Here is an 18,340-nt window from a genome sequence, read left to right as displayed (position 1 = left end):
TGGACTTTCTGTCGGCATTTCCGTATGCTGGACCTACCATCCTGGAGCGCGCCCCGATTTGAACGTCCCCGCCCCCACTCCGCAAACTTGCTTCGCCTTCCGCCGCTGGTTATCCGCGGCGTTGGCGGCATGCGCGATGCTGTGCGGCGCGGCGGCCGCAGGGCCGGAGCGCTGGGACAAGCTGGCCACGCCGCTGTTCGAGCATCTCGGCCTGGAACAAGGGCTCCCGCACCCGGTCGGCATGGCGTTGGCGCAGGACGGCGACGGCTACATCTGGGTCGGCACCCAGACCGGCCTGGCGCGCTGGGACGGCTACCATATGCGCAGCTTCCACCACGACGCCACCACCCCCGCCTCGCTGCCCGGCGATTTTATCCAGGTGCTGCACGTCGATACGCGCGGACGCCTGTGGGTGGGCACGGCGGCAGCCGGCATCGCCATGTTCGACAAACGCAGCGAACAATTCACGCGCCTCAACGATGAACTGAGCAAGGGCCAGGTCAGCGCCATCGCCAGCGACGCCAAGGGCAACCTGTGGATAGGCACGCCGACCGGCCTGAAATACTACGACACCGTGCAAGGCACGCTGCGCCGCTACACCCACGAAACCCACCCCGGGCTGCCGGACAACCAGGTGCGCGCACTGCTGGTGGACCACGCTGGCACGCTGTGGATAGGTACGGGTACCGGCCTGTCGCGCCTGCGCGAAGGCGGCACCATCACGCCGTTCGCCATCTCCGACGACGGCCAGTTCGGCTGGAGCGACACCGTCATGGCGCTGGGCGAGAACAGCTTGGGCCAGATCGCCTTCGGCACGCTCAAGAGCGGCATCGGCGTGGTCGAAGCCCTGGCCGACCGTGGCCGCATCCTGCAGATCAAGGGCGTCAACGGACTCCAGGCCAATATGGTGCTGGCGGTGATCGAGTCCACGCCCGGCACCTGGTGGGCCAGCACCTACGGCGGCGGCGTGGTCGAGTACCACAGCGGCAGCAACGAGGGCCACCGCATACAGCACCAGGCGGCCGTGCCGTTCAGCCTCAGTAACGACCGCGCCGCCGCCCTGCTGCGCGACCGCAGCGGCATGATCTGGGTGACGACCGAGCGCGGCGTCGATTTCTACGATCCGCACAACGAGAGCGTCGATTCGGTGTTCGGCGCGCAAGGCGCGCAGGAAGCCTCCGTCACCGCGCTGATGACGGATCATCGGGGCCAGGTGTGGATCGCGCTGGCCGACCAGGGGATCGACATCGTGCACCCCAACGGCGACCGCTCCGCCGTGCTGCGGCCCGACCCGGCCCACCCGGACAGCGCGCTGCCCAACCGGGTGGTGCTCGCGCTGGCCGAGGCCAGTCCCGGCGAGGCCTGGGTCGGCACCCAGCTGGGCCTCTACCGCACCAGCGCCCAGGGACGCAGCGTGCGCCGCGTGCCGCTGCCGCAGGCCAGCGCCTATCCGCGCATCGGCACCATCCTGGCGCGCAAAGGTGAACTATGGCTGGGCAGTTTCGACGGCCTGCTGCGCTACGACCCGCAGGCGAACACCGTCCGCCGCTATGTGCAGGGCACGGCCGATGCCGGCGGCCTGACCGACAACCGCATCCACGCGGTCGTCCCCGACGGCGACGGCGCGCTATGGATCGCCACCCGCAATGGCTTGAACTGGCTGGATCCGGAAACCGGCAAGGTGGAACATATCCGCGCCAACCCCTCGCTGTCGACGGCGCTGTCGGAGGCGATCATCAGCTCACTGGTGATCGACACGCGCGGCCGGCTGTGGGTAGGCACCTATGGCGGCGGCATCTGCGTCATGACCGGCCGCGATGCGAAAGGCAAGCCGGAGTTCGAACGGGTCGGTTCCGTCGCCGGCCTGGCGACCGGCACCATCATGTCGCTGCAGGCCGATCCCGTCGGCCGCATCTGGGCCGCCACCGCCGACAGCATCGCCGTGATCGACGCCGCCACGCTCAAGGCGCGCGCGCTGACCCGCGCCGACGGCCTGGCCTTCCGCACCTTCTTCATCGGCTCCAGCACCGTGACGGCGGAGCACGACCTGGTGTTCGGCGCCACCTCCGGCATGGCGGTGGTGTATCCGGGCCGCTTGAACGACTGGGGCTACCGCCCGCCGCTGGTCATCAGCGCGGTGCGCCTGGACCAGCAAGCGGTCACGCCCGCCCAACTGGCCGGCGACAACGGCCAGACGCTGACGCTCAAGCCCGAGAACCAGGGCTTCGAAGTGGAGCTGGCCGCGCTGGACTTCTCGGCGCCGCAGCGCAACCGCTACGCGCATCTGCTGGAAGGCTTCGACCAGCGCTGGGTGGAGGCCGACGCCAGCCGCCGCATCGCCGCCTACAACCATCTGCCGCCCGGCAGCTACCGCCTGCGCCTGCGCGGCAGCAACCGCGACGGCCTGTGGAACGCCGACGAGCTGCAACTGCGGGTGGTGGTGCTGCCGGCCTGGCACCAGACCTGGTGGGCGTGGCTGGGCTACTTCCTGGCCGCCTGCCTGCTGACGTGGGGCCTGGTGCGCTGGCGCGTGCGGCAGCTGCACCACAAGGGCGAGACGCTGCAGGCACTGGTGTATTCGCGCACGCAGCACCTGGAAAAACTCAACGCCATCGTCAAGTCGATCAACGAGCAGCTCGATTTCGACGCGCTGCTGCACACCATCCTGCATGAATCGACGGTCATCAAGGGCATCGATTCGGCGGTGGCGCTGGTGCGCGAGGCCGGCACCGAAACGCTGTCGCTGCGCGCGGCCTGGGGCCGCATCGACACGGCGGCCGACGCCTACACCATCGACCTGCGCCAGGCCGAACTGCGCTACGCGCCGGCCGACTGCATGATCGCGCCCGACATCTTCGAAGTCCACCACCACAATGCGCTGCCCGGCGACGTTTGCGCGCTGCTGGCGGTGCGGGTGGTGATCGACGGCCAGGTCGAAGGCTATCTGATCTTCGAGAACTACCAGTACCAGGCGAGCTTCGCGCCCACCGATCTCGATCTGCTCAAGGCGCTGAAGGAACCCTTCGTCTCGGCCTACCAGAAGGCGCGCGCGCTGCGGCTGCTGGAACAGGCGCGCGCCAACGCCGAAGCGGCCACCCGCGCCAAGAGCGACTTCCTGGCCAATATCAGCCACGAAATCCGCACGCCGATGAACGCCATCCTCGGCTTCGCCGGCCTGGGCACCCACCTGGACCTGCAACCGCAGCCGCTGGACTACTTCCGCAAGATCGGCCGCGCGGGCCAGAGCCTGCTGGAGATCATCAACGACGTGCTGGACTTCTCCAAGATCGAATCGGGCAAGCTGGAACTGGAGGCGCTGCCCTTCGACCTGCCGGACACCCTGAGCCAGCTGGCCGACCTGTTCTCCTGGCGCGCCGCCGAGCGCGGGCTGGAGCTGGTGATCTGGGCCGCGCCGGACGTGCCGTCCAACCTGCTGGGCGATCCGCTGCGCCTGAGCCAGATCCTGGTCAACCTGGTCGGCAACGCGCTCAAGTTCACCGCGCGCGGCCACATCGAACTGCGCGTCGAGCGCGACCTCCATGCCGCCGTGCCTGCCGACGGCTACATCGCGCTGCGCTTCGTCGTCGAAGACAGCGGCCTGGGGATCAGCGAAGAGCAGCAGGTACGCCTGTTCCAGGCCTTCGCCCAGGCCGACGCCAGCACCACGCGCCTGTACGGCGGCACCGGCCTGGGACTGGCGATCTCGCAGCAGCTGGTGCGCAAGATGGGCGGCGTGATCCGCGTCGACAGCGAGCCTGGCGTCGGCAGCGCCTTCAGCTTCAGCATCGTCATGCAGCCGGCTGCCGACCAGACCCCGCGCGCGGCGCCGCTGCCGCCGTCGGTGCCGGGCAAGCGCGTGCTGGTGGTGGACGACAGCGAAGCGGTGCGCCACATGCTGAAGATCCAGCTGGCGAGCCTGGGCCTGAAGACGCGCGCCGTGGCCTCGGGCGCGGCGGCGGTGGCGGCGATGCAACAGGAAGACTACGACATCCTGATGATGGACGCCGACATGCCCGACCTGGACGGCATCGAAACCCTGCAACGCATCGCCAGCGACGCCGAACTGGCGTCTGTGCCGGCGGTGCTGATGACCACCGCCTATGCGCGCGAGCATAGCCGCCAGACGGGCGAGCAAAGCCGCCTGATGCCCTTCCTCGACAAGCCGGCCAATCCCTACCTGCTGCGCAGCGTGGTGCTGGCGGCGCTCGGCCTGGAAAGCAGCCAGCCTGCGGTCAGGCTGGTGGCCTCGCCGTCGGTGGCGGTGCAGCGCATACGCGGCGCCCATGTGCTGGTGGTCGACGACAACAGCATCAACCAGCAGGTCGCCAGCGAAATCCTGCAACGGGCCGGCGTGCGCGTGGACCTGGCCGGCAGCGGCGAGGAAGCGGCGCGCATGACCGCCGCCGGCCGCTACGACGCGGTGCTGATGGACATCCAGATGCCGGACATGGACGGCTACCAGGCCACGGCCCTGATACGCGCCGACCCTGACAGCGCCAGGCTGCCGATCATCGCCATGACCGCGCACGCGGTGGCCGGCTACCGCGAGCGCTGCCTGGCGATGGACATGAACGACTACGTCACCAAGCCCATCGACCCCGACACCCTTTACGCCGTGCTGGCGACGTGGGTCGAGCCGGGACCGGGACAGCCGGAAGACGCCGGCGCGCAGGCTGGCGGTGCGCCGGCGATGGGCTACGCGAGCACCAACGCCTTCTCCGCCGTGGCCCGGCGCGGCATCGACATGCCGGCGGCCATGGAGCGTCTGGGCGGCCACAGCCGCCTGCTGTCGCAGCTGCTGGCGCTGTTCGCCAAGGACTTCGATACGAGTTTGCAGCAGATTCAGCAAGCCATCGACGCCGGCGACTTCCCGCAAGCGGCCGAGCTGGTGCACAAGATACGCGGCGCCGCCGGCAACATCTCGGCAACGGAACTGTACGCATCGGCAACCGCGCTGGAGGAACACCTGCGCGAACACCCTGCCGCGCCGGGCGATGTGCTGCAGGCGTTTGTACTATCGTTCAGCGTGGTGATGGAGAGCGCCCGCCAGGATGCGGCCGAACGCGAGGCCGAGACCCTGGCCTGATTTTGATGCCGTTCAGCAACAGGTGCAAGATGCTATCTACACGGCTTACCTTGAGATAGTGGCCGCTTTAGCCTACGATGAAGTTGCGTTTCGAAACGCGAAATTTCCATCCCCCCACACTAAAGGTAAAGACATGGCCACGCATTCCCCACAAGATCTCGATCTGCTGCTGTCCAAACTGTCCGGCGACGACACGTTCCGTGCAAGCTTCCTGAACGACCCACAACTGGCGCTGGGCACCCTGGGCATCAAGCTCGCCGCCGACAAGATCCCAGCCCTGCGCTGCCTGCCAGCGAAGGAAGTATTCATCGCCAGCCGCCACGCCATCAAAGGCAAGCTGGAAAACGCCGCCGGTGCGATTCCATTCTTCCTGTCCGGCCAGCGTTAAGGCTCGTAGCGCATCTCCACCGTATCCTGCGCGCCGGAAGCCTTTCCGCAGCCGCATACGGCGATCACCATGTCTTTCAATGGGTCGAGCCCAAATACCCGCTCGATATCGATCTCGTTCACCGCCGCCGTCACAAAGGCCGGCATCCCCGCTTCAGTCGCCAGCAGATAAAAAGTCTGCGACAGGTGGCCCGCGTCGAGCAGCAAGGCGCGATAGGCCTTGGCGTGATTGCGGTACTTCCAGAAGTTGCGCTCCACCCGCGCCGCCAGCACCACCATCATCGGCGCATCGACAAACCAATCCTGATCGGCCACCATCCGCATCGCCAGTTCCGCCGTTTGCGTGGTGTCCATCGCCGCCAGCGGCTCCAGCACGTGGCGTACCGGATGATAGTGGTACAGGCCCGGCGCGACGCCTTCGACGCGCTGCGCCAGCACATAGGCTTCCACCGGATGCAGGCCGCCCGCCGAGGGGCTGAGCTTCTTCAGCACGAAGGCGCCGGGCGCCATTTCGCGTTCGCCCTGCGCGCCAAAAGCCCGCTGCAACAGGCGCGCAGCAGTGGCCAGCGGCAGCACGGCGGCGCCGTCGAAATTGCGGCCGGTGTAGCGTTGGAACAGCGTGTCGTCGAGGCGCGCGCGTTCGGGAGCCGGCAGCGCCACCGCGTCGCCGGGCGCGGCGCGTTCGATGGCCGGGCCGGGCGGCGTGCCGTAAGAGACCACCAGTTCTTCGAAGCTGGGGAACTGCATGCCCTTGTCGACCCGCATATCTCCCCAGCGGCTGAACATGTGCGCGGTGGCCGACAGCGGCCGCCAGTTCTGCGAGCGCAGCACCTCGTCGCGTACGCGGAAGTGTGCGTTGTGATCGTCGTCGTCGCCGATCAGCAGGCCGGTTTGCAGCAGGCGGGCTATAGCCGCCGCGCCGAATTTCTGTTCGCAGTCGTCGCGTTCCTGCCACAGCGTCAGGCCGATGCCGCCCAGCGCCGCCATCTCTTCCAGCGTGACTTCGACCTCCTCGCCCAGATGCGCGGCCAGCGCCATCCAGCGGATGTTCGCGCCCAGCGCGGCATCGCCGGCGAAGAGCGCGGCCCAGTCGATATCGAGGTCTTCCCGGGGTTCCAGGAACAAAACGGCACAACGTCTGATCAGCATGGTGGCCCCACTTGAAAGGTTAGCCTTGCAAACTCCAGCGACACAGCGCGGTGTATGGCAGGTTCTGGCCGATATGGCTGTGAACCAGCACCAGTTCGCGCACCGTCCATTCGACGGGGCCGGCGGCCTGCGGCGGGGCCGTCACGTCATCGTACAGCAGTGTGAGATGCGGTGTATAGTTCGGCGGATTACCGGGCAGGCCGGCCTTGAGCAAGGCCATCGCGAGACTTTTATACAGGGAGCCAAGCCCGCTCACGCCGTCGCCGCCGGTCAGCACGAACGGCCGGTTGCGCGAACGGTTGATGAAGGTCTGCGCCGTATCGAAGCTGACGGCGAAAGGCGCCGTTGCATCCGCCACCAAAGCGGCGGCCTTGCCTGCGCGCGCCACCAGGCTGTCCGGCATGCCGGGAAAATCGCCCAGGTTGCACAGCGTCGCGTGCAGGCGGGCGTCGGCGATGGCGCGGCCGCGCATGCCATGCGCGGCCTTGAGCTCAGCGGTCAGCGTGTTGATGCGGGCGATGGCGCCGGCATCCGGCAGTACCGCGAAGAAGATGCGGTCCGTCAGTTCGGGTTCGGGCTCAAAGCCCGGCAGTAAGGTCTGTTGTGTCATGCCGCCAGTTTAGCGCTTGACAGCTACGATTACAACTGTAATCATGCGCAACGATTACACATGTAAATGGAAGAACGATGAAACCCATCCCGCAGATCAGCGAAGCCGAATCGGTCGTCATGGAAGCGCTGTGGACGCACAGCCCGCGCAGCGCGGAGGAAGTGGCCGCAGCGATCGGCGACGAGCGCGCATGGCAGGAGTCCACCGTCAAGACGCTGCTCAACCGGCTGCTGCGCAAGAACGCCGTCAAGGTACTGAAGGACGGACGGCGCTATCTGTACTCGGCCGCGATCACGCGCGAGCAGTGGCTGCACAGCGAAAGCAAGGGCTTCCTGGACCGGCTGTTCGACGGCCGCGTCGCGCCGCTGGTGGCGCACTTCAGCCGCCACCGCAAACTGAGCAAGGCGGATCTGGAAGAACTCAAGCGTTTGATCGGAGAGCTCGACGATGGCAAGTGAGTTGTGGACCGCCCTGCCCGCGCTGCTGTCGCCGGTCCTGCCGCCGCTGCTGCGCGCGAGTTGTGCGCTGAGCCTCGCCGCCATCGCGGTCATGGCGCTGCGCCTGCCGCTGCGACGCTGCTTTGGCGCCGGCGTCGCCTACGCCGCGTGGCTGGCCGTGCCCTTGTGCGCGCTGGCCGCCCTGCTGCCGGCGGCGCCCACCGGCAGCCTGCTGGTGCTGCCCGCCGCCGCCATGCAGCCGCTGACGACCGGCATCGCCAGCCTGGCATCGCCGTCCGCATCGCCGGGACAGGCATACCTCATCGTGCTGGCATGGATGGCCGGCGTGCTGCTGGCCGCCGCCCTGCAGATCAGCCGGCAACGCGCCTACGTCCGCAGCATGGGCGCTGCGGCGCGGCGCGGCGGCATCGCCTATGCCGAATCGCCACATGCCGGCCCCGCGCTGGTGGGCCTGTGGCGGCCACTCATCATCGTGCCGTCCGACTTCGACCGGCGCTACACAGCAAAAGAACGGCAGCTGATCCTGGCGCACGAACGCACCCACGCCCGTCGCCACGACCCGCTGGCCAACGCAGCCTGCGCCGCATTGCGCTGTCTGAACTGGTTCAATCCCCTGCTCCACATTGCCGAGCGCCTGATGCGCGCGGACCAGGAACTGGCTTGCGACGCCGAAGTCGTGCGCCGCCATCCCAACTCGCGCCGCAGCTACGCCGACGCCATGCTGAAAACGCAGTTATCCGCGAACGATGCACCGTTCGCATGTCAATGGCAGTCCAACCATCCACTGAAGGAAAGAGTCATGAACCTGAACCGCACCACGCCACAAGCACTGCGCATCGCCGGCAGCACCCTGATCGCCGCCGCCATGACAACCGGCAGCTGGGCCGCATGGGCAGCGCAAAACAGCGCCCCCGAAGGCCAGCTGTACGATATCGCCATGCAGATGAAGGTCAACGGCGACACCATCTCGCCGCACCTGCACACCCGCAGCGGCACTCCGGCAGCGATGCGCGTCGGCGAAGGCGCCCAGCAATGGCGGGCGGAGTTCACGCTGAAACCGGTCGACGGCGGCCAGGTCTACATCGCCAGCAATGTATCGCGCGGCGGCAAGCCGGTCGGCAAACCCGGCGTGCTGGTGGCGCTTGGCCAGCCCGCCACCGTCAAGTTCAACCAGGACGACAGCGCCGGCATGGAGATGCAACTGACAGTGACGGAAATCACCAAGCAGGGTGCAAAATAAACAAATGTGGTCAAACAGCAATGTTTACGATAGGATATTATTCCCTGGCCATGGGGCCATCTGTTCAAGGAATACTATGAAATCGAAAATGATCATTGCAGGTTTGATCGCCGCAGTTTGTGCAGCCAGCGCGTTCGCCGGTCCAGCACCGTACATGTGGTACAAAAGCAAGCTGAACGGCTCGCTGACCTGCTCTAACGCCTACATTGGCGCCGGCTGGGAACCACAGCCGCAGCTGGGCACGTTCAAAAACGCGGCCTGCCGCTAAAAAAAATGGGGGCCAACCTGGCCCCCGTTCTTTTTACTTGCCGGCTTGCTTGCGGCGGCGCCGCGTTGCCGCCAGCAGGCCGATACCGCCGACCATCATCGCCCATTGCCCAGGCTCCGGCACTGCGGAAACATTCACCGTAAACGAGCCCGAGTAGTCGGCGAGGTGGTTTGGCGTGTTGTCGTAGAAGCCGACCAAGTCCGGCACCGCGTTCGGGACCGCTGGATTGGCGTAGTCAAACAAAGTGAAATTGCTCAGCGTCAGCGTGGTATTGCCCACGCTGAAGGACAGCGAATTAGCGGCCTGCACATCGCCGCCGTTGATGCCCAGGCTGTTGTTGCCATATGCCGCCACCGTTGGATGAACCGCATTGAACGGCACGTAAGCCGAAACGCCAGGCGTGTTGTTGGAGCCGTTGAAGAACAGGTTCAGGCCGGCCGACGACGTAGGCCAGTTGAAACCGCCGCCATCGGCGCGGAAATAGAAGGTGTAAGTGCCGGGGGTGGACAGATTCTGGTTCAGCGAGGTGGCCGGGCCGTTGCCGCCGTTGATGAACGAGCTGGCGTCGTTCGGCGTGGTCAGCAGGTACAGATTGGCCGCGGCGTCGCTGCCGCTGGTATCCCAGCCGTTGCCTACGTAAACGCCGGCGGAGTTGATGTCGTACACCGACGCGCCGGTCAGCGACAGGGTGTCAGCCGAAGCCGTGTTCATCAACGTTCCACATACCGCTGCCGCGGCGACCATGGGCACCAGGCGGGCAACCGCAAATACTGTCTTCAAAATGAGCTCCTGTTGAATTTGGCGGGATAGCAGGCCTGCAGGGCCTGTTGCTAAAAATAGAATACCACAAACAGTGCAAATATGACAAGTAGCCGGCCGCGCTATTTCACCCGCTGCTTCTCCAGCTTGCGCGCCAGCGTGCGGCGGTGCATGCCCAGCCGCCGCGCCGCTTCGGAGATGTTGAAGTCGGTCTCCGCCAGCACCGCGTGGATGTGCTCCCACTCCAGCGTCTTGACCGACGTGGCGCGGTTGGTCAGTTCCAGCTCCGCCGCGCCGGCCACGTGTTCGAAGGCCGCTTCGATGTCGTCGGTGTTGGACGGCTTGGCCAGGTACTGGCAGGCGCCCAGCTTGATCGCCTCCACCGCCGTGTTGATGCTGGCGAAGCCGGTCAGCACCACGATCAGCATGTCGGCATCGTGCTGGTGCAGCATCTGCACGCAGGCCAGTCCTGACGAATTGCCCTTCAATTTGAGATCCACCACCGCATAGCCGGGCGAGTGATCGACCAGCAGCGCGCTGGCCTCGTCCACGTTCTCCGCCAGCAGCACCTTGTAGCCGCGCCGTTCGAAGGAGCGCCCCAGAGTGCGGGCGAAGGCGGCGTCGTCCTCGACCAGCAACAGTACGCGTTCTTCTTCAGTAGTCATATTGATTCGATTCCGGTTTGATTTCGATCTCGGCCAGCGGCAGCGTCAGGCGCACCAGCGCCCCGCCCTGCGGCCGGTTCGAGGCCGTGACCGCGCCGCCCAGCGTGCGCGCCACGTTCACCACCAGGAACAGGCCCAGGCCTCCGCCCGGCCGCCCCTTGCTTGAGTTGTACGGCTTGCCCAGCTGCGCCAGGATGTCGGGCGCGAAGCCGGCGCCGGCGTCCATCACCTGCAGCACCAGCAGCTCCTCTTCAACGCTGGCTTCCATGCGCAGCCATTGCGGCGACGCCTCCAGCGCGTTGTCGAGCACGTTGCAGATCATTTGCTTGAGCGTGGAGTCGGACACCACCGGGTGGTCCGGCGCGATGCGGTTGTCGAATTCGAACGCCACCACCGGCCGGCCGATGCGCCATTCCGCCACCAGCTCCGCCAGGAAGGTGTTGATGGTGGTGGCCGCCGACGATTCGCCGCGCGTCTCGCCGGCCGACAGCAGGATGCCGCTGACGATGGACTTGCAGCGTTTGAGCTGGGTCTGCATCTCGCCGATCTCTTCCAGCAGCTCGGCGTTGGCCTTGAACTCGGGCATGTGCTTCCAGTCGCCCAGGATGACGGCCAGCGTGGCCAGCGGCGTGCCCAGCTCGTGCGCCGCGCCCGAGGCCAGCAGGCCCATGCGGATGATATGGTCTTCTTCGGCGGCGCGCTGGCGCAGGTCGGCCAGCTTGGTGGCCGTCACCCGCATATTGCGCATGATGCGCGTGATGAAGATGACCAGCAGCGCCGCATCCAGCACGAAGCAGATCAGCATGCCCTGCACATACAGGCTGAAGATGCCGCGTGCATGATCGAGCGGCAGCGCCAGCGGTTCGGAGAACAGCGCCAGCCCGGCGATGCAGGTGCCGGTGACGCCGACGATGGTCCAGGTCGACCACGACTCCAGCAGCACCGCGCCCAGGATCACATGCAGCAGGTACAGGAACACAAAGGGATTGGTGGCGCCGCCGCTCAGGTAGAGCTGCGCCGTCAGGCTGGCGATATCGACCGTCAGCGCCAGCAGCAGCTCGCTGTTGGACACCACCTGGTTTTCCTGCCAGCGCAGGGTGCTGGCGATGTTGAAGGCGATCAGGCAGGCCAGCACGTTCAGCATGGCCGGCATCGGCAGCTGCACGTCGAACACCATGGTGGCGGCGAAGATGGTGGTGATCTGGCCGACCACGGCGATCCAGCGCAGCTGGATCAGCTGCTGCATGTTCTTGTGTCCGGCCGCGTGGGTGATGGTGTTGGCCGACGCCTTCACCGCCGCCAGCGGTTCGATCACGGGTGCGTTGGGACGGCCCCGGTCGTATGGATTATCGTTTTTCCTGGCCATTTATGCGCTAGTTGGTGGTTTGCGTCCCTCGCGGACGACCCATGCGGCGCCGCCGGCAACCATCAGCGCCAGCGCGAACCAGGTGACAGCATAAACCAAATGGCTGTTGGCAAAGGAAACCACCGTCAGGCCGCCGATCGGTGCGCCTTCGGCAACCGGCCCGGCAGCGGCGTCGGCATCGACGAAGTACGGCGCCACGGCCGGCAAGCCGCGCATGCGGGCGATGGCCTGCACGTCGCGCGTGTACCAGTAGTTGCGGTCCGGTTCGTTCTGACGCAGACGGCCGGATGCTTCGCTCAGCCGCAGCAAGCCAGTAATGCTGACCGGCGCATTGCCCGCAGCACGGGCAGCGCCGCAGGCATCGGCCGCAGCGGCGGCCGGCGCGGGCTGCGGAGCCCAGCCGCCGGAACCGGCGCGGATGAAGCCGCGGTTGATCATGACGATGCCGCCGTCGGCCGTGCACAGCGGCGTCAGCACCCAGTAGCCTATGCCCCGGTCCAGCGAGGCCAGCACTTGCGTGTCCGAGCCCTGCAGGTAGACGCCGCTGAGCCGCACGCGGCGGTAGTCGTCGGCCTCGGCGTTCAGCTGCGGCCACTGCGCGATGGCGGGCGCCGCCACCGGCGCCGCGTGCACGCGCTGCTCGACGCGCTCGATCAGGGCCAGCTTCCATTGCAGGCGGAATATTTGCCACGTCCCCAAAGCAAAAAACCCTGCGAACATCAACCCGGCCGCAATGGCCAGGCTGACGCGCAGGGCGCGGGAACGTTGGCGCGATGCGCCCGTCGTCATTGCATGTCGCGCATATTGTGCACGTCCGTACCCATGGACGGCATCATGTTGACGTTCATGTGGTACATGACCCAGATCGAACCGGCCAGGACGATGACCAGCAGCACCAGCGTGAACATGGTCGCCAGCAGCGACCAGCCGCCTTCGATCTTGCCGTTCATGTGCAGGAAGTACACCATGTGCACCACTACCTGCACCGCCGCGAAGGCCAGGATCACCGCAGCGGTGGTGCTGGACTTGTCGAAGGCCTTGGTCATGACCAGGTAGAACGGAATCGCGGTCAGGATCACCGACAGGATGAAGCCGATCGCGTAGTCCTTCAGGCTGCCGTGGGCGCCTGCTTCATGGCCGTGGCCGTGGTCGTCATGACCGTGACCGTGGTGGTCGTGATTGTGTGCGCTCATGGCAGGACTCCCATCAGGTAGACAAAGGTAAATACGCCGATCCAGATCACGTCCAGGAAGTGCCAGAACATCGACAGGCACATCAAGCGACGGTTGTTCTCAGGCGTCAGGCCGTGTTTGGCCAGCTGGAATACCAGCGTAATCAGCCAGATCGAACCGAAGGTCACGTGCAGACCGTGGGTGCCGACCAGCGCGAAGAACGAGGTCAGGAACGCGCTGCGCTGCGGACCGGCGCCTTCGTGGATCAGGTGAACGAATTCGTCCAGTTCCAGGTACAGGAACGCCAGACCGAACAGGCCGGTGATCAGCAGCCAGACGATGGTGGCCTTCAGGTTTTTACGCTGCGAGGCGATCATCGCGAAGCCGTAGGTGATCGACGACATCAGCAGGAAGCCGGTGTTGATCGCCACGGTCGGCAGGTCGAACAGCTCGGCGCCGGTCGGGCCGCCCGCGTAGTTGCGGCCCAGCACGGCGTACGCCGCGAACAGGCCGGCGAACAACAGGCAGTCGCTCATCAGGTAGAGCCAGAAGCCCAGCAGCGTGCCGTTCTCCGGGTGGTGGTCGCGCACGTAGTAGCGTGCGCTTGGGTCGGCGCTCACGGCGCCGTTAGCGATAGTTTCAGACATGGCTTTCCAGCAAACGAGTATGCGCTTCTTCGGTGCGGATGACTTCTTCCGCAGGGATGTAGTAATCGCGCTTGTAGTTAAAGGTGTGCGTGATGATGGCGGCCATCATGGCGACGAACGCCAGTGCTGCCGGGATCCACATCTGCCAGACCATGGCGAAGCCCAGGCCGAACGCCAGTGCCGAGATGATGAAGCCGGCAGCGGTGTTCTTAGGCATGTGGATGGCCACGAAGCCTTTGGTCGGACGCTGGTAGTTGTTGGCCTTCATGTCGGCCCAGCTGTCGCTCTCGTGCACCACAGGCGTGAAGGCGAAGTTGTAGTCTGGCGGTGGCGACGAGGTCGCCCACTCCAGCGTACGGCCGCCCCATGGGTCGCCGGTGACGTCGCGCAGTTTCTCGCGGTTCTTCCAGCTGACATAGAACTGCACCATCATGGCGCCGATACCGGCGGCGATGATCAGCGCGCCGATGGCGGCGATCACGAACCATTTTTGCAGCGAAGGATCTTCGAAGTGGTTCATGCGGCGGGTAACGCCCATGAAGCCCATCACGTACAGCGGCGTGAAGGCAACCCAGAAGCCCACCAGCCAGCACCAGAACGATACCTTGCCCCAGAACTCGTCCAGCTTGAAGCCGAAGGCTTTAGGGAACCAGTAGTTCAAGCCGGCGAAGCAACCGAACACCACGCCGCCGATGATGACGTTGTGGAAGTGGGCGATCAGGAACAGCGAGTTGTGCAGCACGAAGTCGGCAGGTGGCACGGCCAGCATCACGCCGGTCATGCCGCCGATGGTGAAGGTCAGCATGAAGCCGACGGTCCACAGCATCGGCACGTCGAAACGCACGCGGCCTTTGTACATGGTGAACAGCCAGTTGAAGATCTTGGCCCCGGTCGGGATCGAGATAATCATCGTGGTGATGCCGAAGAACGAGTTCACCGACGCGCCGGAGCCCATCGTGAAGAAGTGGTGCAGCCATACCAGGTAGGACAGGATGGTAATCACGACGGTCGCATACACCATCGAGGTGTAGCCGAACAGGCGCTTGGCCGAGAACGTCGACACGATTTCCGAGAACACGCCGAACACCGGCAGCACCAGGATGTAGACCTCAGGGTGGCCCCAGATCCAGATCAGGTTGACGTACAACATCGGGTTGCCGCCGAGGTCGTTGGTGAAGAAGTTGGTGCCGATCATGCGGTCCAGCGACAGCATGGCCAGGGTGATGGTCAGGATCGGGAAGGTCGCGACGATCAGTGCATTGGTGCACAGTGCGGTCCAGGTGAAGACCGGCATTTTCATCAGGCTCATGCCTGGCGCGCGCATCTTGACGATGGTGGCGATCAGGTTGACTCCCGACAGTGTCGTCCCCACCCCGGCCACCTGTAGCGACCAGATGTAGTAATCGACCCCGACATCAGGCGACGCGGCGATGCCCGACAGCGGCGGGAAGGCCAGCCAGCCGGTGCGGCCGAATTCGCCGATGAACAGCGAAACCATGGTCAGCATGGCGCCGAAGGTGGTCATCCAGAACGAGAAGTTGTTCAGGAACGGGAACGAAACGTCGCGCGCGCCGATCTGCAGCGGCACCACGTAGTTCATCAGGCCCGTTACCAGCGGCATCGCCACGAAGAAGATCATGATCGTGCCGTGGGCCGTAAAGATCTGGTCGTAGTGGTGCGGCGGCAGCATGCCGGCGTTGTCGCCGAAGGCGATCGCTTGTTGGGCGCGCATCATCAGCGCGTCGGCGAAGCCGCGCAGCAGCATGATAATCGCCAGCACCATGTACATGATGCCGATTTTCTTGTGGTCGATGGAAGTGATCCAGTCGCGCCACAGCGGGCCCCACAGGCGGAATTTGAACATCGCGGCCAGGAAGGCCAGGCCGCCGATCGCCACCATGGCGAAGGTGCCGATCAGGATGGGCTCGTGGTATGGAATTGCTTCCAGCGACAGCCGCCCAAAGATCAGTTTGGTCAGGTTGAGATCAGACATGGTCATTCTTTACGGATGGGTTGAGCCGTGGCGGTGGCGACCTTAGGTGGTTCGCACACATCTTTCGGCAAATCTTTCGCGGCAGCGGCAGCCTGCATGCGCATGGCGTCCTGCTCCATCTGGGCATTCATGCAGACCGAACCTTCGGCCACGCAACGGTTCAGCACCAGGTCGTACAGGCCTTTATCGACGCTGCCGAAACGCATGATCGGATGCTTGATGGTCGGCTTGTCCAGGTCCAGGTAGCCGGCGCGGGTCAGCGTGCCGCCGCCTGCGCGGGTTTTCGCGACCCAGGCGTCGAAGTCGGCCTGGCTCACGCCGTGGTACTTGAACTTCATGTCCGAGAAACCGGCGCCGCTGTAGTTCGACGAGAAGCCGTCGTACACGCCCACCTTGTTCATCACCGCGTTCAGCTGGGTCTCCATGCTGGGCATGGTGTAGACCATACCGGCCAGCGCAGGGATGTAGAACGCATTCATCACGCTCGACGAAGTCATGTGGAAACGTACCGGCACGTCGATCGGCGTCACCAGCTCGTTGACGGTGGCGATGCCTTGTTCCGGGTAGATGAACATCCACTTCCAGTCCATGGCCACGACCTGCACTTCCAGCGGCTTGACGCCGACGGCGACCGGACGATTTTCATCGATGCGGCTCAGCGGACGGTATGGGTCCAGCAAGTGGGTGTAGATCCAGGTGATCAGACCGAGCACGATGATGATCAGCAGCGGAGCGCCCCAGATCAGCAGTTCGAGTTTGGTGGAGTGATCCCAGTTCGGCTTGTATTCGGCGGAAGTATTTGACTTCCTATAGCGCCAAGCGAACAGACAGATCAGGAACATGACGGGTACGATAATCAACAGCATCAGCAGAGTTGACACAACAACAAGGTGTGCCTGCTGGGCGGCGATATCACCGGACGGATTCAACACGACCGTGTTGCAGCCTGCTAGCCACAACAGCGGTGCGAGGAACAGTCCACGACGCGCGAGAGGAGGAATCATGAGGTAATCTACGTTACAGTATGTGGATGATGTGTTACTGTACCAATCACGGAATGTTCTTGCCATTGGACACTTTGTCCCAGGTGCCAGGACATGATCGTGATAAAAATATCAACGCACAGAGACAGAGATTATGGCCACTACGACTACACCAAATGGCGTGCAGGTTGGCGCCCAAGAACCATCTCAGGCCGGTAACGATGCACGCAACATCAACACCCGGGACGACGATCACATATCTCCCGGCGAAATAGCGGTCGGCGTCGTCATCGGGCGCGCTTCCGAATATTTCGACTTCTTTGTCTACGCGATTGCTTCAGTGCTCGTATTCCCTTCGCTGCTGTTCCCGTTCGACGGGCGGCTGGAAGGGACGCTCTATGCGTTCACCATCTTTTCTTTTGCCTTTATTGCAAGGCCTATCGGTACCGTCATCTCGATGGCGATTCAGCGCCGCTACGGGCGTGAGGCCAAGCTGACCGGGGCGCTGCTGCTGTTGGGTTCGACCACCGCCGGCATTGCCTTCCTGCCATCCTACGCCGATAGCGGTTTCTATGCCATCTTGATCTTGTCGGTGTTGCGCATCGGCCAAGGCCTGGCGCTGGGCGGCTCGTGGGACGGCCTGCCGTCGCTGCTGGCGCTGAACGCGCCGGAGAACAAGCGCGGCTGGTATGCGATGCTGGGCCAGCTCGGCGCGCCGACCGGCTTCTTCATCGCCGCCGGCCTGTTCTGGTACCTGATCGGCAACCTGACCGACCTCGACTTCATGGACTGGGGCTGGCGCTATCCGTTCTACGTGGCCTTCGCCATCAACGTGGTGGCACTGTTCGCCCGCCTGCGCCTGACCTCGACCAGCGAATACGCCAAGCTGCTGGAAGAGCGCGAGCTGCAGCCGACCAGCGTGATGGAAATGGCCAGCTCGCAGGGCCGCAACCTGATCATCGGCGCCCTCGCCGCGCTGGCTAGCTATGCGCTGTTCCACCTGGTGACGGTGTTCCCGCTGTCGTGGATCACGATTTACTCGCCGCGTTCGGTGTCCGGCTTCCTCGGCACGCAGATGATAGGCGTGGTGCTGATGGCCGTGGGCGTGGTGGCTTCCGGCGTCATCGCCGACCGCATCGGCCGCCGCCGCACGCTGGGCACGCTGGCCATTTTGATCGCGGTGTTCAGCGGCTTCGTGCCGATGCTGCTCAACGGCGGCGAAGGCGCGCAGGATGCGTTCATCATGCTGGGCTTCGCTCTGCTGGGCCTGTCGTACGGCCAGGCAGCCGGCGCTGTGACCGCCAACTTCCCGGCGCAGTACCGCTACACGGGTGCGGCGTTCACGTCGGATCTGGCGTGGCTGGTTGGTGCAGGTTTCGCACCGCTGGTGGCGCTGGGCGTGTCGTCGCAGTTCGGCCTGGCGTATGTGGGGCTGTACCTGCTGTCTGGCGCGGTCTGCTCGCTGGCAGCGCTGAGCCTGAACCGCCGTCTCGACATCCGCAACTGATCGGTCCCGCCTGACCAAGCCCGGCTGCGCTGCCAGCCGGGCTTTTCCTC

Annotated in this window: 16 protein-coding genes; 6 read left to right on the top strand and 10 right to left on the bottom strand. The window is 64.9% G+C overall.

What is annotated here, in order from left to right; translation table 11 throughout:
* Window positions 1-58: 58 nt before the first annotated feature.
* Window positions 59-5,086, top strand: coding sequence for a hybrid sensor histidine kinase/response regulator (locus tag GEV02_RS01640; RefSeq protein ID WP_235922582.1), 5,028 nt, complete (start codon window positions 59-61; stop codon window positions 5,084-5,086).
* 133 nt (window positions 5,087-5,219) lie between these two features.
* On the top strand, window positions 5,220-5,474 hold the full coding sequence (locus GEV02_RS01635) for an NHLP-related RiPP peptide (protein WP_008448927.1): 255 nt from the start codon (window positions 5,220-5,222) through the stop codon (window positions 5,472-5,474).
* Here the strand turns inward: GEV02_RS01635 and GEV02_RS01630 are convergent.
* Entirely contained in the window at window positions 5,471-6,622 is a 1,152-nt protein-coding gene (locus GEV02_RS01630; RefSeq protein WP_152836200.1) for a putative peptide maturation dehydrogenase, read from the bottom strand. The genes GEV02_RS01635 and GEV02_RS01630 overlap by 4 nt on opposite strands.
* 19 nt (window positions 6,623-6,641) lie before the next feature.
* Window positions 6,642-7,232 carry a 2'-5' RNA ligase family protein gene (locus GEV02_RS01625; protein WP_152836199.1) on the bottom strand — a complete coding sequence of 197 codons (591 nt, stop codon included), beginning with the start codon at window positions 7,230-7,232 and terminating at the stop codon, window positions 6,642-6,644.
* Window positions 7,233-7,309: 77 nt separating this feature from the next.
* Here GEV02_RS01625 and GEV02_RS01620 point away from each other — a divergent pair, with 77 nt between their 5' ends.
* The 3 genes from GEV02_RS01620 to GEV02_RS01610 all read left to right on the top strand — a co-directional run bounded on the left by GEV02_RS01620 (window position 7,310) and on the right by GEV02_RS01610 (window position 9,198).
* Entirely contained in the window at window positions 7,310-7,690 is a 381-nt protein-coding gene (locus GEV02_RS01620) for a BlaI/MecI/CopY family transcriptional regulator (protein WP_152836198.1), read from the top strand.
* Window positions 7,680-8,930: a M56 family metallopeptidase gene (locus tag GEV02_RS01615; protein WP_152836197.1), complete on the top strand. Its 1,251-nt coding sequence runs from the start codon at window positions 7,680-7,682 to the stop codon at window positions 8,928-8,930. Before GEV02_RS01620 ends, GEV02_RS01615 begins: the two co-directional genes overlap by 11 nt.
* Window positions 8,931-9,006: 76 nt before the next feature.
* On the top strand, window positions 9,007-9,198 hold the full coding sequence (locus GEV02_RS01610) for a hypothetical protein (RefSeq protein WP_152836196.1): 192 nt from the start codon (window positions 9,007-9,009) through the stop codon (window positions 9,196-9,198).
* Between the two features lie 33 nt (window positions 9,199-9,231).
* On the opposite strand, the gene GEV02_RS01605 is transcribed toward GEV02_RS01610, so the two are convergent.
* The 8 genes from GEV02_RS01605 to cyoA form a co-directional block, all read right to left on the bottom strand.
* Entirely contained in the window at window positions 9,232-9,909 is a 678-nt protein-coding gene (locus GEV02_RS01605; RefSeq protein WP_174998923.1) for a PEP-CTERM sorting domain-containing protein, read from the bottom strand.
* A 170-nt stretch (window positions 9,910-10,079) separates the two neighbouring features.
* Window positions 10,080-10,622: a response regulator transcription factor gene (locus GEV02_RS01600; RefSeq protein WP_008448936.1), complete on the bottom strand. Its 543-nt coding sequence runs from the start codon at window positions 10,620-10,622 to the stop codon at window positions 10,080-10,082.
* Window positions 10,612-11,988, bottom strand: a complete 1,377-nt coding sequence (locus GEV02_RS01595) for an ATP-binding protein (RefSeq protein ID WP_152836194.1) — start codon at window positions 11,986-11,988, stop codon at window positions 10,612-10,614. Before GEV02_RS01595 ends, GEV02_RS01600 begins: the two co-directional genes overlap by 11 nt.
* Window positions 11,989-12,777, bottom strand: a complete 789-nt coding sequence (locus GEV02_RS01590; protein WP_152836193.1) for an SURF1 family protein — start codon at window positions 12,775-12,777, stop codon at window positions 11,989-11,991. It lies immediately after the preceding gene.
* On the bottom strand, window positions 12,774-13,181 hold the full coding sequence (cyoD, locus tag GEV02_RS01585) for a cytochrome o ubiquinol oxidase subunit IV (protein WP_008448942.1): 408 nt from the start codon (window positions 13,179-13,181) through the stop codon (window positions 12,774-12,776). The genes GEV02_RS01590 and cyoD overlap by 4 nt, the downstream gene beginning before the upstream one ends.
* A complete protein-coding gene (gene cyoC, locus GEV02_RS01580) occupies window positions 13,178-13,807 on the bottom strand; it encodes a cytochrome o ubiquinol oxidase subunit III (protein WP_152836192.1) in 630 nt (209 codons plus the stop codon). Before cyoC ends, cyoD begins: the two co-directional genes overlap by 4 nt.
* Entirely contained in the window at window positions 13,800-15,800 is a 2,001-nt protein-coding gene (cyoB, locus tag GEV02_RS01575) for a cytochrome o ubiquinol oxidase subunit I (RefSeq protein ID WP_152836191.1), read from the bottom strand. The genes cyoC and cyoB overlap by 8 nt, the downstream gene beginning before the upstream one ends.
* Window positions 15,801-15,802: 2 nt before the next feature.
* Window positions 15,803-16,804, bottom strand: a complete 1,002-nt coding sequence (gene cyoA / locus GEV02_RS01570; RefSeq protein WP_152836190.1) for a ubiquinol oxidase subunit II — start codon at window positions 16,802-16,804, stop codon at window positions 15,803-15,805.
* 133 nt (window positions 16,805-16,937) lie between these two features.
* Here cyoA and GEV02_RS01565 point away from each other — a divergent pair, with 133 nt between their 5' ends.
* Window positions 16,938-18,290: an MFS transporter gene (locus GEV02_RS01565; RefSeq protein WP_152836189.1), complete on the top strand. Its 1,353-nt coding sequence runs from the start codon at window positions 16,938-16,940 to the stop codon at window positions 18,288-18,290.
* The last annotated feature ends 50 nt before the right edge of the window (window positions 18,291-18,340 follow it).

Source organism: Rugamonas aquatica, assembly GCF_009380215.1.
GTDB lineage: Bacteria > Pseudomonadota > Gammaproteobacteria > Burkholderiales > Burkholderiaceae_D > Rugamonas > Rugamonas aquatica_B.
This window is presented reverse-complemented; position numbering and strand designations above follow the sequence as displayed.